Below are 14,724 nucleotides of genomic sequence, written 5' to 3'. Positions count from 1 at the left end.
TCGCGATGTCCCAGTCGTTACTGGACAAAAGGGTAGTCGTCACCGGTGGGTTTGGAGCCCTCGGCAGCGCACTTGGCACATTTCTGCTGGCACGTGGCGCCCGGGTTGCGTTGCTGGATCGCAGCGAGGCGCCTGCCTCCCTGCTGGACACGGAAAACCTGCTGTGCCTGGGCGGTGTCGACCTGACTTCGACCGAGTCGGCCAGTGCTGCGTTCGAGCAGATCGCCGCGCAGTGGGGCGGTATTGATGGTCTGGTCAACGTCGCGGGCGGTTTTGCCTGGGAGACGGTCGAAGGCGGTAACCTGCTGACCTGGGATCGTCTCTACCAGATGAACGTGCGTACCGCCGTGGTCAGTTCTCAATCGGCGCTGGCGCATCTGTTGGATTCCACGGCAGGACGCATCGTCAACATTGGCGCGCTGGCCTCGGTCAAGGCCGCGGCAGGTATGGGGGCTTATGCAGCCTCCAAGGCCGGTGTCGCCCGGTTGACCGAAGCCCTGGCCGAAGAGCTGAAAGATCGTGGTGTCACGGTCAACGCCGTGCTGCCAAGCATCATCGATACACCCACTAATCGCGCCGACATGCCTGATGCCGACAGCAGCCGCTGGGTGACGCCGCAAGCGCTGGCAGCGGTAGTGGCGTTCCTGTTGTCCGACGAAGCCGCTGCGGTAACCGGTGCGCTGCTGCCTGTGAGTGGCCGCGTATGAGACTGGTGACCTATACCGATGCCGAGGGCTTTGATCGAGCGGGTGCGTTGCTCAACCAGGACCAACAGGTGCTAGACCTGCAAATCGCCTACCGCTTGCTGGAAAGCCGCGAAACCCCGGCACTGAGCAGTATTCTGTCCCTGGTGGAAGCCGGTGAGCCGGCGCTGGAGTTGGCCCGCTCCCTGGTGGCCAAGGCCCCCTCGGCGGCAGTGCTGGAGCGCGCCAGTGTGAAACTTCGCGCACCGATCCAACCGCCACCGCAGATGCGCGATTGCTCCTGCTTCGAGTTGCACCTGCGCCAGAGTTTCGCGGCGGCCCGGCGCGCCCGGGCGTTGCGTACCGAAGACCCGGAAGCGACCTTGAAGGCGATGAACACTCGCGCCGACGACCGGGTGATCGAGACTTTCAACAAGCAGCCCATCTACTACAAGGGCAACCGTTTCGCGGTGATCGGCATCGATGATGAGTTCCAGTGGCCGAGCTTCAGTCGGGCAATGGATTTCGAACTGGAGTTCGGTTGCTACATCGGCAAGCGCGGCAAGGACATCAGTCGTGAAGCCGCCCGTTCGCATATCGTCGGTTACACCATCTTCAACGACATGAGCGCGCGCGACGCACAGGCCCTGGAAATGCCCGGCATGCTCGGTCCGGCCAAGAGCAAGGATTTCGACACAGCCAACATCATGGGGCCGTGCCTGGTGACCGCAGACGAACTGGGTGATCCCTACGACCTGAACATGGTTGCCCGGGTCAACGGGGAGGAGTGGGGGCGCGGCAATACCCGCGACATGCGCTGGAGCTTCGAGGACGTGATCGCCCACGTGTCCCGCTCGGAAACCTTGTACCCCGGTGAGTTTCTCGGCTCCGGCACGGTCGGTAACGGCTGTGGACTGGAGCAATTGCGCTATTTGAAGCCCGGTGACGTGGTCGAGCTGGAGATCGACGGTATTGGCGTGCTGCGCACCCAGGTGGGCACCGCGACTGGCAAGAACTGACGTTACACGAATGTTGAAGAATTCACTTACAAGTAGAAAGTGAATTCTATGTACAAAAATAAAGAAAGTGTCTTATATTTCGTTGCGACCACTGTCGTGACGCTCTGATTAGGAGGCAATCATGCTAACAAGAACAAGCCCCGTATTGTCTGATGGAACCAAGGTCTCGGACCTGATCTATCCATCCAGCCGTGAAGTACAAATGCGCGTGTTGTCCGACCGCGAAATTTACGAGCTGGAAATGGAGAAAATCTTCGGCAAGATCTGGGTACTCCTGGGCCATGAGTCGGAAATCCCCAATTCCGGAGACTTCATGGTCCGTGACATGGGGTCTGATTCGGTCATTGTTGCCCGTGGCAAGCAGGGCGAGGTGTTCGTCACCCTCAACGTGTGCCCGCACCGCGGCATGCGCATCAGCACCGCCGATTGCGGCAACACGCAAATTCATAAATGCATCTATCACGGCTGGGCCTTCCGCCCCAATGGTGATTTCATCGGCTCGCCGGTCGAGCGCGAATGCATGCACGGCAAGATGCTGCCCAAGGAAGAGCTGGGTCTGAAAAAGGCTCGGGTCACCTTGTATGGCGGTCTGGTATTTGCCACCTGGAACATCGAAGGACCGTCGTTTGACGAGTTCCTGGGCGATGCCAAGTGGTATTACGACATGTTGTTCTGTCGTTCCGACAAGGGCATGGAAGTGCTCGGTCCACCCCAGCGCTTTGTCGTCAATGCCAACTGGAAAACCGCGGGCGAGCAATCGGCGGCCGATGGCTTCCACACGCTGACCTTGCACCGTTGGCTCGGTGAAGTGGGCAACTACGCCAAGAAGGGCGAGGGTGAAACCGCCGATCTCAGCCCGGAAATGATCGGCGTCGAAATCAGCTCGCCCCACGGCCATGCGCTGCGCTGCATCGACCTGGCGCGCAAGATCAAGCGCCTGACCGGCCTCGACCCTGCCGAACTGACCGTGCAGCAAAAACTGGAAGCATTGCCGCCTGCGGGCATGACTGCCGACATGGTCGAGCAGCTGGCGCGCAATTTGTCGGAAGACCAGTTGAAAGTGCTGACCAGCATGCCGCCGCAAGTCGGTGGGATGTTCCCGAACATTCTTTTCGGCTTCGTCTACATTCCGCAGCCGGACGGCAGCGTAGTCGGGTCGATGACCCTGCACGCTTACGTGCCGCGCGGCCCGGACAAGCTAGAGTTCGTCAACTGGGTGTTTGCCGAGAAAGACGCATCCCCTGAACTGCGCGACAAGATGCTCAAGCAAACCATCCAGTTGTTCGGCACCTCGGGCATGGTCGAGCAGGATGACTCCGATACCTGGCCGCACATGACCCTGGCCGCCAAAGGCGCGATGGGCCGCAAGAGCACGCTGAAATACCAGGCATGCTTTGAAACCGGAGCACCTGAGGGTTGGCCAGGCCCCGGCATCGTCAATGAAGGGTTTACCAAGGACGATACCCAGTGGCACTGGTGGTTGTACTGGCACGAACTGATGACCGCCTCGGACGACCAATAAGCGTTCGCCAGGCCTGGTTCGAAAGCGGCCCCCGCGGGCCGCAGTCGCCGGATACAGCATTTACAAGCACAAGAATAAAAGTGAGGAGTGACTCATGGCTCAGGTTCAACAACGCGGCGTGGAGGATATCCAGCCGGGTTCCCCAGTCGGCACAAAGCGGGTGCCGGTGGGCTCGCCAATCTACAACGATGTGGTGACCTTTCTCTACGAGGAAGCCACGCTGCTCGACCAGATTCGCCTGCAGGAGTGGGCCGAACGCCTGGACACCGACCTGGTGTACACCGTGCCGCTACGCCAGACTCGCGTGGCGTCCGAGTTGAGAACCACCATTGTGCGCAGTGTCCAGCACTATCACGATGACTACCGTTCGATCATGGGCCGCATTTTGCGCCTGTCCGGTAAAAGCGCCTGGGCGGAAGATCCTCCCTCGCGTACCCGGCGTTTGGTGACCAACGTGTTTGTCGAAGAAACCGACAAGAGCGATGAGTTTGTGGTGACCAGTTACCTGCTACTGACCCGTAGCCGTTTCAACGATCACCATGTTGACGTCATCAGTGGTGAGCGACGTGACGTGCTGCGTCTGCATGAGGCGGGGTTCAAGCTTTCCCGGCGTGAAGTCATCCTCGACCAGGCGGTGCTCGGCACACCCAACCTGGCCGTCTTCCTCTAAGTCATATCGGCGGTCCGGGGCGAACCCGGATCGTCGGGCCTGGCAGTTGTCGGTCGTGTAGCTCTTGCGCCAGAAGCAGCCTGGTTAAGGCCTTTGTCTCAACCAATCCTGGTCCTCGGCGCACAACTTGAGTTGTTCATGGGTGAAATCCAGGGTAGATCCCTTCATTCGCAGTGCCTGCTCGGCGCGTACGGGCTGTTGGCTGTAGCAGAGCGCGGTGCTTGCGGCGTGAATCTCCTCATCAAGGTTGAAGGCGCGCCCCATTGAGATCAGCGTGCAGCGACGAAGTAAAAGGGCCGCTTCGGCGACTTCTTCGTTGAGTGTATTGAGTGCCCAGCGAGCCATGCCTTCGCGAAGATTGATGCCGGAATAGGGCATCGGACCTTCGATCAATGTGCCATCGACGTCCCAGACCAGATCTTCAACGCCATCGCATATCAAGGTTGCGCGGGTGCGATTGGCGATGCGTCGGCCGATGTTGATGTCATAACGTCGCTGGTGGGTGCCGCGTGCGGCGGCTGCAATGGCAAGGCCCGCCAAGTCGAACAGGTGGGTGCATTGATGGCTGGCGTCGGCCTGCCGGGTGACTGAGTGGGCTATCCGGTCCAGTTTCATGCCTAACAACAGCTGTAATGGGCCGCAAGCCTGTGGGCACATGGAAAAGGGGTAGCGCAGCGCTTCACCGCCAATGGCAGTCACTTCGCCTTCGTGGTGGCGAACCCATACACGGAAGTGGTGAAAGTCATCTTCCAGAGCCGCGCGGACTTCACCTGTGCCATCGACAGGGTGAGCAATGATGTCTATGCGCCGACGAAATACAGTCATCCTCAATATCCTTGTTCCAATACTGTTTAGCTTGAAAAAATACGCTATATTTAGACACTATAACCAATAATGTTCACAAAAAAACAAAAAACGGAGTGGCTATGGCACTGCTAAATGAACAGGTTGCGCTGATTACCGGTGCAGGCGGCGGGATTGGGCGCGGTATTGCGCTGAACTTTGCCAAAGAGGGTGCTGCCGTAGTGGTCGCCGAACTGGATGTCGCCAGTGGAGAGGCCGTAGTCGCCGAACTGAAAGCGTTAGGTGGCCAGGCTGTATTCATCAAGACAGACGTGTGCAGCAAAACGGATATCGAGGCCGCCGTGCAATTGGCCGTCGATCAATTCGGGGGGCTGGACATCCTTGTCAACAACGCCTTTGCGCCCACCCCCAATGTGCTCCTGGAAGAAAAAACCGATGCCATGCTGGAGCAAACCCTAGGTTCTACAGTGTGGGCTGCATGGTGGGCGATGAAAGCCGCGCTGCCTCATATGAAGGCGCGGGGCGGTGGCAAGATCATCAACTTCTACTCTATCGATATCGAAATCGGTGCCTGGTTGCATGGCGACTACAACACGGCGAAGTCGGCCATTGTCGGGCTGACCCGCAGTGCTGCATCCGAGTGGGGGCGGTTCAACATCCGCACCAACGCCATCGCTCCTACGGCAATGGGTGCCACCTTTCACAAGCTCGCCGCAGAGAACCCCGGCTTTGCCGAGATGTCTGCTTCCATGCGTCCACTGGGCCGTTGTGGCGAGCCTGAAGCCGACATTGGCCCAGTGGTGGTATTCCTTGCGTCCGAGATGTCGCGTTTCATCACGGGCGAAACCATTCACGTCGACGGAGGCCTGCATCTGCCGGGTTATAACTCCCGTCCCAAAGGCATTCCTGTGCGTGAGTATTGAATTCAACAGATCAATGTAGGAACGAGCCTGCTCGCGATGGACGTTAACGATAACGTGTACGTTCTGTAGAGCGCGTTGTCCTTAAGTTCATCGCGAGCAGGCTCACTCCTACAACGGCGACACCAGGCCCAATGGACGAGAAAGCCCGCTTCAAAGCGGGCTTTTCTATGTTGGATGGCCAACTGCAGCCAGCTAGAGACTATTATTTTTTGGAGACCACTATCGATGTGGTTTCCAAGTCCCAAGTGGTCGCGGTTTTTCCTTCATCGCGCAGCAAATATTTCAACACCCGACCCTGGGGGTTCTTCGGCAAGCTGCTGCGAAATTCGATATAGCGGGGCAGGGCATAGTAAGGCACCGATTCGGTGGCCCAATGGAACAGCTGCTCCGGATCCAGGGTCACGCCTTCATGCAGCACCGCTGTGACTTTCACATCGTCCTCGCCTTTATCCGATGGCACTGCATGTACCGCGACCTCGGCCAATGCCGGGTGAACAGCAAAGGCTGCTTCCATTTCAAAGCTGGAAATGTTTTCGCCTCGGCGGCGCAGATAATCCTTCTTGCGATCGACGAAGTAGAAAAAGCCATCGTCATCGAACTTGCCAATGTCACCAGTGTGGAACCACATGTTGCGCATCAGCTTCTGGGTGTCTTCCGGACGGCGCCAGTAGCCCTGGAACATGATGTCCGGACGCAGCGGACGAACCACAATTTCGCCGGCGCTGTTTGGCGCAACTTCCTGATCGAGGTCGTCTACGATGCGTACATCGAAATCCGCAATGCGTTTACCCGAAGAGCCCGGTGCGGCGTACTCGCCGGCAGCCAATGAGGTGATAACGCAGGCTTCGGTGAGGCCATAGCCATTGCCGCCCACCAGCTTGGTACCGAAACGCTCGCGCCAGATCTTTTTGGTTTCTTCGGTGTAAGGGTTGCCTCGAGCGGTATGGATCTGCCCGACACAACGCAGCATCGCTTCGTTATCCGGCGCCTGGGCGAGGAGACCGCCCATGCCACCCAGGATCGAGGCGATGGTAGCGCCGGAGCGTTCCACTTCCTGCCAGAAATTGGAAACGGAGAAGCGCGGGAGAATGGCGGCGCGCGCGCCCACCAGAATGCTGGCGATGATCGATACACATAGCGCATTCATATGGAACAGCGGCAATGGCGTGATGGTCACGTCATCGGCACTGGCTGGACCGGCACGCAATTGCAAGCGTGCCAGGTTGCACATGAAGTTGTAGCTGATCATGCAACCCTTGGAAGGGCCTGTGGTGCCTGAGGTGTAAATCAGGCAGGCAAGGTCTGAAGGTTGCGGTTTATTGACGAGTGGAGTGGCGTCATGGCCGCGCCATTCATCCAGTGGCGCAATGCGAATTCGGCATTCGGGGATCGCATCGACCGTGCCTCGGTGAAGGATGTGCTGGACGTCCTGCAGTTGCTCGGCGAGCGGTGTGATGCGTGGCAGGTAGGCTGCTTCGCAAATCACCACTGCAGTGCCGGTATCGGCGATCTGGTGACGCAGAAACTCGCCCTTGAGCGCGGTGTTGATCGGCACGCTCACGGCGCAGAGCTTATTGATGGCCAACCAGGTGGTGACAGCGTCGATGTTGTTATCGAGCATCGTCAGCACGGTTTCACCGGCTTTCACGCCCAGGGTAGCGAGGGCGTTGGCCATCTTTGTTGATAGTGAGTCAACCTGAGCATAAGTGTATAACTCACCACTGAAATCCAACAAAATCTTGTCTGGATGCCTTGCTACTGCACGACTTAGCGCTTCGATGACAGTGTCTCGTTCTCCCACTGCCCAGGTTTCTGGATTGCCACTGCTGCCCATGAATATTCTCCTTTTAGGCGCCTAAAGCTGCTGGTTTGCCTGATTTTATTTTGATGAGAGAATTTGATTCTAAATACAAAATATGGAAATGTCTTTAGCAATAAGTTGAACATGAAATCTTATTTATGCACAGATCCTGTGCTAGTGTTGATCTATCTTTACTCTCAATGAGCCCGTCAATCCATGCCAAAAGCCGCATCCCAGAAAGCAGAAGCGCCGACGCCAGCCTCCAAAACGAAAAAAAAATCGCTGCCTGATGCAGGGATGACTCCGGTAAAACCGGTGGAGCGACGTACCGCCGCCAATGGCGTGGCAGGCCCCAAGGTCAAGCCGAACCGCCGTTCGGAAGAGACCATTGCCAACATTCTTAAAGCCACTGAAGAAGTGGTGCTGATGTCGGGTGCGGATCGTATTTCGATCCTGGATGTGTGCCAGGTGGCCGGTGTTTCGCGCGGTACCTTTTATCGCTATTTCGCCTCCCAGGAAGACTTGCTCGACACCTTTTCCCGGCATAAACGCGAAAGTTTCCACAGTTCGCTGTCCCAGGAGCTGGGCCATATCAGCGACCCGGAAGCACGCCTCAACGCGCTGTTTGCCTATCTCGACAACTACCTCGAGCAGAGTCGAGCCCGGCGGTTGCTGGTGGTTGCACCTGACTACGCACTGGGCTTCTTTCGGCGGATTTTCCACGATTCGATCGTGCGCTTTCAGGATGGCCTGGGCATCGTGTTCGACGATTGGGATGAGCGCCTCGGGGTCCGTCTTGACCGTGAGCTGATCTGCGAAATGATCATTCGATACGTGTTGAGTGAAATCCTGGTGCCGGAAGCGGCGGGGCGACGTTTGTTCCCGGTACGGGTGAAAAAACTGCTCGGTGCCTTGATCATGGGTTCCACCTCCCGCACTCGTCGCTAACTGCCGACCAACACCCTTGCGCTATAGGCAAAGCCCCCGTATTTCGGGGGCTTTTCGTTTCCGCCTGATAATTTTCTCTCGCCTGCGTGCCGCGATTTTTCCTTTCTGCGTCCATTTTTTGACTCTGCGAAGTGTTTTTGACATCTGGCGAAGGCTCTGGCTCGGGCTTTTTCACGCGTCTTGAAAATAAACTGAACAGATTTTTGATTTCTGCTCAATTTAAATTTAAGCTCTGGTCTTAGCAGTGAGCCCCTGGCTTCCCCTTTCGCGGCAGTTTGATCCTGGTCACGTGAAGGCTCTGCGCCAATAACCAATAAAAAAGTGCCAACTTCGAGGTACCTAGACATGCTTATCGATCTACACGCCCACGCACCCCACCCTGGCTATTACAACCAGCACCCGCACTGGGGGCCGTTCTTCGAGCAACACGCCGACGGCGATATCAAGCTGCGTGTAGGTGATTGGATTCTTGGTCTCGGGTCGCCAGAGCGTAAGGCTGCCGTGCGCTCCGGTAATGGTCCCAAGCTTGAGGAATATTTTTCACGCTGGGCTGACCCAAAAGTGCGCCTGGCCGGTATGGATGCCGCAGGGCAGAACCTGCAGGTGGTTTCCGTCCCGTCCCATTGCTACATGTATTGGACTGAAGCCGAATTCGCCGTGCCATTCGCCCGCACCGTCAACAACACGCTGGCCGAATACTGCTCCGCAGCCCCTGATCGCCTGATGTTCTGGGCTCATGCACCGCTCAATGCACCTGAAGCGGCGGCGGCTGAAATACGTCACGCTTGCACAGAGCTGGGAGCCAAGGGCCTGGTCGCTGGCGGTGCCAACTTCGGCGGTCTGGAATTCGATTCGCCGGAACTTGATGTGGTGTGGAAAACCCTCTGTGACCTGGATCTGCCGATTTTTGTACACGGCTATAACCAGTCCGTTACCTGGGGCAAGAACGCTAACAGCGACCGCTACGAAACCACCGCTATCGTCGGCATGCAATACGACGAAACCCGTTGTTTCTGGAACCTGATTTGCGGCGGCGTTCTGGATCGCTTCCCTGACCTCAAGGTCTACATCACCCACGGCGGCGGTTATGTCCCGTACCAGCTCGGTCGCCTGGCCAAGACCAATGAAAACCTCGACGTTAAATACAACAAGAAGCCACTGCTCGAGTACATGAAAAACTTCTACTTCGACGTAGAGCTGCATGAAGTGCCGATGCGCCAGGCTCTGGTCGACATTATCGGTGCGGACCATGTGCTGTACGGCAGCAACTTCGGCGGCAGCGATGCCGTGCGCCACGATCTGACACACGGTCTGCAGTTGTCCGATGCGGACATGCGCAAGATCCGTTATGAAAACGCATGCCGCTTGCTGCACCTGGATCCTGCCAAGTTGGGCAAGGTAGGTGGCTGATGAAACTGGCGCGATGTGAGTATTTTTCTACCGGCGTTTTTTGGGCCGTGGTGGATGTCGCTCAAGATCAAGTGACACCCATTTCCGGTGATTTCAAGGATTGGGCACCGGCGGTAGCCGCCGGGCGCGGTATCAGTTCGGTGCGTTTTGCCGGGCCATCGCTGCCGTTGTCGAAGGTGCGCCTGCTGCCCCCGATTGAACCGATCAATCGGGTGGTAGTGGCGGGTGCCAATTACGCCAAGCACCTGGTGGAATTCGGATTGCAGGCGCCGGTACAGCCGGTGGCTTTTCTCAAGGCCTATGGCGCGCTGATTGGCGCCAATGACCCGATCCGTTTCCCGCCGTTAACTGAAGAGCTCGATCACGAAGTTGAACTGGTGGCCGTCATCGGCACCGAAGAAATCGACTTGGAAAACCCACTGGCTTGCGTGCTCGGCTACACCGTCGGCAATGACGTCAGCGCGCGCGACCTGCAGCGTAGTGGGCCGGCAGGTATAGGCATGGACCTTTTCGCCGCCAAAAGCCAGGACCAGACCACCGGTCTTGGGCCCTGGATCGTGACCAAGGATGAGTTTCCCGAGGGCTCACCACACTTGCGCCTGACCCTGAAAGTGAATGGTGAAGTGCGTCAGGACGGCTCAACCGGTGAAATGACCTGGGATGTTGGCCAGCTGATTCGCTTCGTGCAGCAGCGTTCGAGTTTTGCCAGTGGCGACGTGCTGTTCACTGGCTCGCCGGCGGGAGTGGGGATGGGCACCGGCCTGTTCCTCAAGGAAGGCGATGTGGTCGAAGCCAGCGTCGAAGGCATTGGCACGTTGCGCAATGTGGTCAGTAAAAAGAACCGCGCCTAATCGAGAGCCAAACATGAACGCCAATAAAGAAAAAGTAGTCGTGGTGGGTGCCGGTCTGATGGGCACCGGTATTGCCCATGCGTTCGCAAGCGCAGGTTTCAATACGCTGTTGGTCGATACCAATGCCGTCTCGTTGACGAACGCCCGGGCAAGCATCGAAAAGATCCTTGCCGATGGCGTGCGTCTGGGCAAGGTCAGCGAAGAACAAGCGCAGCAATCGCTGGCCAATCTGCTGACGTGTAGCGACTTGAGCGAAGCTGCGATGGGGGCCAACTGGCTGGTGGAGACGGTCTCCGAACAGTTGGCGGTGAAGAAGGCGGTGATTGGCCAGGCGGCGCCGCTGCTGGCGGCGGATGCCATTATTGCCACCAATACGTCGGCCCTCAGCGTGACCGAGATTGCGGCGTCGGTGGACTGTGCCGATCGCGTGATCGGCATGCACTTCTTCAACCCCGTGCACAAAATGAAACTGGTGGAGTTGGTGCGTGGTTTGGCCACCAGCGATGAAGTGGTGGCGCGCACTCGCACCCTGTGCGAGCAGATCAGTAAAACCTCGATCGTGGTCAATGAGTCGCCAGGACTGACCACCAGTCGCATGTCTGCGCTGCTGGGCAACGAGGCGATGTGGATGCTGCAGGAAGGCACCGCAACCGCCGAGGACATCGACACGGCGCTGCGCCTGGGCTTCAACCACCCGATGGGTCCATTGGAATTGGGAGACTTGACCGGCTGGGACACGCGGCTGTCGGTACTGCGTTATTTGCACCAGACCTTGGGCGAAAAATTTCGACCTTGCCCGCTGATCATCAAAATGGTCGCCGCCGGACGACTGGGGCGCAAGTCAGGACACGGGGTTTACCGCTATGAAGAGGGTAAGCAAGTACCGGGCTCGGGGCTCAAGGCGAGTGCGCTATGAAAGACATCGTCATTGTTGATGCGGTACGTACGCCCATCGGCAAGTTCCGCGGCAGCCTTGCCGGCGTACGCGCTGATCACCTTGGGTCGTTGGTGATCAGCCGTTTGCTGGAGCGGGTCGATGTCTCGCCGACGTTGGTCGATGACGTGATCTTCGGCAATGTCACGCAAATTGGCGAACAGTCCGCCAATATTGCCCGCACGGCGTTACTCGGCGCTGGCTGGCCGGTCACCGTTGCGGGGCTGACTATCGACCGTAAATGCGGTTCGGGTGAAGTGGCTGTGCATATGGCCGTTGGCGCCATCGCGGCGGGTGCCGCCGATATTGTGGTGGCCGGTGGCGCGGAAAACATGAGTCGCGTGCCCATGGGCAGTAACCGTGAGATCCACGGCGCGGCGTTTGGCTGGATGGCGGCGCAACGTTATGAGCTGACCAGTCAGGGGGAGGCGGCCGAGCGTATGGCTGACAAGTGGGCGCTCAGCCGCGATGCGCTGGACGATTTCGCTTTCGCCAGTCACCAGCGTGCAGCGACTGCCTGCGATGCCGGTTATTTCGATAATGAAACCATACCGGTGGTGGTTGAAGAACTCCGCGAAAAAGAGCTGTCGGAACCCGCTGGTGTGTTGCGTCAAGATGAAACCATTCGTCGTGATACGTCGCGGGAAAAACTGTCGACACTTAAAACCAGTTTTCGTCCGGACACCGGGCGCATCACCGCTGGTAACTCGTCGCAGATCTCCGACGGTGCGGCAGCGTTGCTGCTGATGAGTGCCGACACAGCGAAAAAGCTCGGCCTCAAAGCACGAGCGCGTGTCGTGGCCTTCACCACAGTCGGCTCTGACCCGACATTGATGCTCACCGGCCCGATTGCCGCTACTCAAAAGGTACTTGCCAAGGCAGGACTGAGTATCAATGACATTGATCTGTTTGAGGTCAACGAAGCTTTTGCCTCCGTGCCGCTGGCCTGGATGCAGGAGACCGGTGTGCCGCACAGTAAGTTGAACGTCAATGGTGGCGCCATTGCCCTCGGACACCCATTGGGGGCCAGCGGCGCTCGCTTAATGACCACGATGTTAAATGAGCTCGAGCGCCGTGGCGGGCGTTATGGGTTGCAAGCCATTTGCTGCGCCGGTGGCATGGGCACGGCGACCATCATCGAACGGCTCGATTGAGATGGCTCGCTTGCCGTTGATTCCCCTGGATGCCATGCCTGCCGCGTTGCAAGACGCGGTCGAGCGTGGTCAGAGCAGTCGCATGCTCAGCTCTACGACGCCGGTGCAGGTCTGGGCACATCGACCAAAGGTGGCGTTGGCCTGGCTGGGCTTAATGGAGAGCCTGCACAGCGACAGTCTGCTGGATGAGCGCTTGCGCGAACTGGTGCGGCTGAAAATTGCCAGCATCACCACCTGCAAGGCCTGCCAGCTGGCGCGCAAATCCGACCGTGTGACGGATGAGGATATTGCATGCATGGCGACGGACAGCGAGTACTTCACGCCAGCCGAGCGTGCAGCGCTGCGCTACGCCGAGTTGTTTGCCAGCGATTACCTGAGCATCGATGACGAGCAATTTACTCAACTGGGCGCGTTTTTCTCCACCGCCCAAGTGGTAGAGCTTGGAATGTACTGCGCGCTGATGTTGGCGGGTGGCCGCATGACATTGGTGCAGCAGGCCTACTGAGCAGGTCGCTCATCTAAAATAGTTGATCGAATTATTGAGAAGTGTCTAATACTGTCCTGCTCAGGCCTATTATTAGCCGAAAGGTATAGCCTTCTGCAGGCTGACTCAAAAAATAATGACAATAACAACGGAGACGATCATGTCCACACCGGTACAGAGCGACCTGACCAAGGTATTTACCGACGTCGCTAGCAATTATCGCGGCACCAGTGATATCGATCTTCACGCGACCTACAGCGAGATGCGCGCCAATTCGCCTGTGCTCCAGGACAACTTCATGGCCCGTCTGGGCGTGCCATCGATTGCCGGCCTGGATGCCAATCGACCAACCTTTACCCTGTTCAAATACGACGATGTCATGGCCGTCATGCGTGACGCCGGTACTTTTACCAGTGGTTTTATCGCCGAAGGGCTGGGGGCGTTTTTCGATGGCCTGATCCTCACGGCAATGGATGGTGATGCTCACAAGAGCATGCGTAATCTGCTGCAACCGGTATTCATGCCGGAGACGGTCAATCGCTGGAAAGAAACCAGGATCGACCGCGTGATTCGCGAGGAATACATCAAGCCGATGGTGGCGAACAAGGGCGCCGACCTGATGGACTTCGCCCTGTATTTCCCGATCCGGGTGATTTACTCCTTGATCGGCTTTCCTGAGGATCGCCCTGAGCAAATCGAGCAATACGCCGCCTGGGCATTGGCAATCCTGGCCGGTCCGCAAGTCGACCCGCAGAAGGCCGCCGCCGCCCGTGGCGCAGCCATGGACGCCGCGCAAGCGCTGTATGACGTAGTGAAAGTGGTGGTGGCGGAGCGTCGGGCTGCGGGTGCATCGGGGGATGATTTGATCAGCCGGCTGATCGGCGTCGAGTACCAGGGACGTTCCCTGGACGATCATGAGATCACCACCTTCGTGCGCTCACTGCTCCCGGCTGCCAGCGAAACCACGACCCGCACCTTCGGAACCTTGATGACATTGCTTTTGCAAAATCCGGATGTGCTGGAGCGGGTGCGCAATGATCGTAGCCTTGTAAACAAGGCCATTGATGAAGCGGTGCGTTTTGAGCCCGTGGCCACCTTCAAGGTGCGCCAGGCCGCCAAGGATCTGGAGATTCGCGGTGTGCCGATCCCCAAAGGGGCAATGGTGCAATGTATCGTTACCTCCGCCAACCGCGATGAAGACGCGTTCGAAAACGCCGATAAATTTGACATCGACCGCAAACCAAAACCTTCGTTTGGCTTCGGCTTCGGCCCACACATGTGTATCGGTCAATTCGTTGCCAAGACCGAGATCAATTGCGCACTGAATGCGATCCTCGACTTGATGCCCAATATCCGCCTTGACCCAGACAAGCCGGGGCCCCAGATCGTCGGTGCACAGCTGCGCGGTCCGCATTACCTGCATGTGTTATGGGACTGAACGGCGTCCATAACCCTCTTGTAAATCGTCTGGTTGAACCGCGACAGGTCTTGCGCCTGCCGCGGTTCAACGCATTCTGCCTC

14 protein-coding genes are annotated in these 14,724 nt (G+C 57.9%); 12 read left to right on the top strand and 2 right to left on the bottom strand.

Going from position 1 to position 14,724, the window contains the following annotated elements; translation table 11 throughout:
- Window positions 1–5: 5 nt before the first annotated feature.
- From PG5_RS16295 to PG5_RS16280, 4 genes are all read left to right on the top strand, one after another.
- Window positions 6–707, top strand: a complete 702-nt coding sequence (locus PG5_RS16295) for an SDR family NAD(P)-dependent oxidoreductase (RefSeq protein WP_020798211.1) — start codon at window positions 6–8, stop codon at window positions 705–707.
- Entirely contained in the window at window positions 704–1,702 is a 999-nt protein-coding gene (locus tag PG5_RS16290) for a fumarylacetoacetate hydrolase family protein (protein WP_020798210.1), read from the top strand. Before PG5_RS16295 ends, PG5_RS16290 begins: the two co-directional genes overlap by 4 nt.
- A 121-nt stretch (window positions 1,703–1,823) precedes the next feature.
- Window positions 1,824–3,224 carry a Rieske 2Fe-2S domain-containing protein gene (locus PG5_RS16285; RefSeq protein WP_020798209.1) on the top strand — a complete coding sequence of 467 codons (1,401 nt, stop codon included), beginning with the start codon at window positions 1,824–1,826 and terminating at the stop codon, window positions 3,222–3,224.
- Window positions 3,225–3,318: 94 nt separating this feature from the next.
- A complete protein-coding gene (locus PG5_RS16280; RefSeq protein ID WP_020798208.1) occupies window positions 3,319–3,894 on the top strand; it encodes an aromatic-ring-hydroxylating dioxygenase subunit beta in 576 nt (191 codons plus the stop codon).
- 84 nt (window positions 3,895–3,978) lie between these two features.
- Here the strand turns inward: PG5_RS16280 and PG5_RS16275 are convergent, their stop codons facing one another.
- Complete coding sequence (locus tag PG5_RS16275; RefSeq protein ID WP_020798207.1) at window positions 3,979–4,719, bottom strand: DUF2889 domain-containing protein; 741 nt, start codon at window positions 4,717–4,719, stop codon at window positions 3,979–3,981.
- Between the two features lie 101 nt (window positions 4,720–4,820).
- On the opposite strand from PG5_RS16275, the gene PG5_RS16270 reads away from it, so the two are divergent.
- On the top strand, window positions 4,821–5,621 hold the full coding sequence (locus PG5_RS16270; RefSeq protein WP_020798206.1) for an SDR family NAD(P)-dependent oxidoreductase: 801 nt from the start codon (window positions 4,821–4,823) through the stop codon (window positions 5,619–5,621).
- Between the two features lie 202 nt (window positions 5,622–5,823).
- On the opposite strand, the gene PG5_RS16265 is transcribed toward PG5_RS16270, so the two are convergent.
- Window positions 5,824–7,455, bottom strand: a complete 1,632-nt coding sequence (locus tag PG5_RS16265; RefSeq protein WP_020798205.1) for an ATP-dependent acyl-CoA ligase — start codon at window positions 7,453–7,455, stop codon at window positions 5,824–5,826.
- Window positions 7,456–7,638: 183 nt separating this feature from the next.
- Between PG5_RS16265 and PG5_RS16260 the strand changes: the two genes are divergently transcribed.
- From PG5_RS16260 to PG5_RS16230, 7 genes are all read left to right on the top strand, one after another.
- Window positions 7,639–8,370: a TetR/AcrR family transcriptional regulator gene (locus tag PG5_RS16260; protein ID WP_020798204.1), complete on the top strand. Its 732-nt coding sequence runs from the start codon at window positions 7,639–7,641 to the stop codon at window positions 8,368–8,370.
- Between the two features lie 345 nt (window positions 8,371–8,715).
- Entirely contained in the window at window positions 8,716–9,780 is a 1,065-nt protein-coding gene (locus PG5_RS16255) for an amidohydrolase family protein (protein ID WP_020798203.1), read from the top strand.
- On the top strand, window positions 9,780–10,631 hold the full coding sequence (locus tag PG5_RS16250; RefSeq protein ID WP_020798202.1) for a fumarylacetoacetate hydrolase family protein: 852 nt from the start codon (window positions 9,780–9,782) through the stop codon (window positions 10,629–10,631). The genes PG5_RS16255 and PG5_RS16250 overlap by 1 nt, the downstream gene beginning before the upstream one ends.
- 13 nt (window positions 10,632–10,644) lie before the next feature.
- Window positions 10,645–11,547 (top strand): 3-hydroxyacyl-CoA dehydrogenase, encoded by a 903-nt coding sequence (locus PG5_RS16245; protein WP_020798201.1) that lies wholly within the window; start codon window positions 10,645–10,647, stop codon window positions 11,545–11,547.
- Window positions 11,544–12,719 carry a thiolase family protein gene (locus tag PG5_RS16240; RefSeq protein WP_020798200.1) on the top strand — a complete coding sequence of 392 codons (1,176 nt, stop codon included), beginning with the start codon at window positions 11,544–11,546 and terminating at the stop codon, window positions 12,717–12,719. Before PG5_RS16245 ends, PG5_RS16240 begins: the two co-directional genes overlap by 4 nt.
- Window position 12,720: 1 nt before the next feature.
- On the top strand, window positions 12,721–13,224 hold the full coding sequence (locus PG5_RS16235) for a carboxymuconolactone decarboxylase family protein (RefSeq protein ID WP_020798199.1): 504 nt from the start codon (window positions 12,721–12,723) through the stop codon (window positions 13,222–13,224).
- A gap of 139 nt (window positions 13,225–13,363) precedes the next feature.
- Window positions 13,364–14,641 (top strand): cytochrome P450, encoded by a 1,278-nt coding sequence (locus PG5_RS16230; RefSeq protein WP_020798198.1) that lies wholly within the window; start codon window positions 13,364–13,366, stop codon window positions 14,639–14,641.
- The last annotated feature ends 83 nt before the right edge of the window (window positions 14,642–14,724 follow it).

This window comes from Pseudomonas sp. G5(2012), assembly GCF_000408945.1.
Taxonomy (GTDB): Bacteria; Pseudomonadota; Gammaproteobacteria; order Pseudomonadales; family Pseudomonadaceae; genus Aquipseudomonas; species Aquipseudomonas umsongensis.
The sequence above is the reverse complement of the archived record's forward strand: the minus strand, read 5'-3'. Positions and strand labels throughout refer to the sequence as shown.

Bases quoted from the DNA above. Each gene is read 5' to 3' on its own strand.
- PG5_RS16295 (WP_020798211.1), top strand. From the start codon at position 6: ATGTCCCAGTCGTTACTGGACAAAAGGGTAGTCGTCACCGGTGGGTTT.
- PG5_RS16290 (WP_020798210.1), top strand. From the start codon at position 704: ATGAGACTGGTGACCTATACCGATGCCGAGGGCTTTGATCGAGCGGGT.
- PG5_RS16285 (WP_020798209.1), top strand. From the start codon at position 1,824: ATGCTAACAAGAACAAGCCCCGTATTGTCTGATGGAACCAAGGTCTCG.
- PG5_RS16280 (WP_020798208.1), top strand. From the start codon at position 3,319: ATGGCTCAGGTTCAACAACGCGGCGTGGAGGATATCCAGCCGGGTTCC.
- PG5_RS16275 (WP_020798207.1), bottom strand. From the start codon at position 4,719: ATGACTGTATTTCGTCGGCGCATAGACATCATTGCTCACCCTGTCGAT.
- PG5_RS16270 (WP_020798206.1), top strand. From the start codon at position 4,821: ATGGCACTGCTAAATGAACAGGTTGCGCTGATTACCGGTGCAGGCGGC.
- PG5_RS16265 (WP_020798205.1), bottom strand. From the start codon at position 7,455: ATGGGCAGCAGTGGCAATCCAGAAACCTGGGCAGTGGGAGAACGAGAC.
- PG5_RS16260 (WP_020798204.1), top strand. From the start codon at position 7,639: ATGCCAAAAGCCGCATCCCAGAAAGCAGAAGCGCCGACGCCAGCCTCC.
- PG5_RS16255 (WP_020798203.1), top strand. From the start codon at position 8,716: ATGCTTATCGATCTACACGCCCACGCACCCCACCCTGGCTATTACAAC.
- PG5_RS16250 (WP_020798202.1), top strand. From the start codon at position 9,780: ATGAAACTGGCGCGATGTGAGTATTTTTCTACCGGCGTTTTTTGGGCC.
- PG5_RS16245 (WP_020798201.1), top strand. From the start codon at position 10,645: ATGAACGCCAATAAAGAAAAAGTAGTCGTGGTGGGTGCCGGTCTGATG.
- PG5_RS16240 (WP_020798200.1), top strand. From the start codon at position 11,544: ATGAAAGACATCGTCATTGTTGATGCGGTACGTACGCCCATCGGCAAG.
- PG5_RS16235 (WP_020798199.1), top strand. From the start codon at position 12,721: ATGGCTCGCTTGCCGTTGATTCCCCTGGATGCCATGCCTGCCGCGTTG.
- PG5_RS16230 (WP_020798198.1), top strand. From the start codon at position 13,364: ATGTCCACACCGGTACAGAGCGACCTGACCAAGGTATTTACCGACGTC.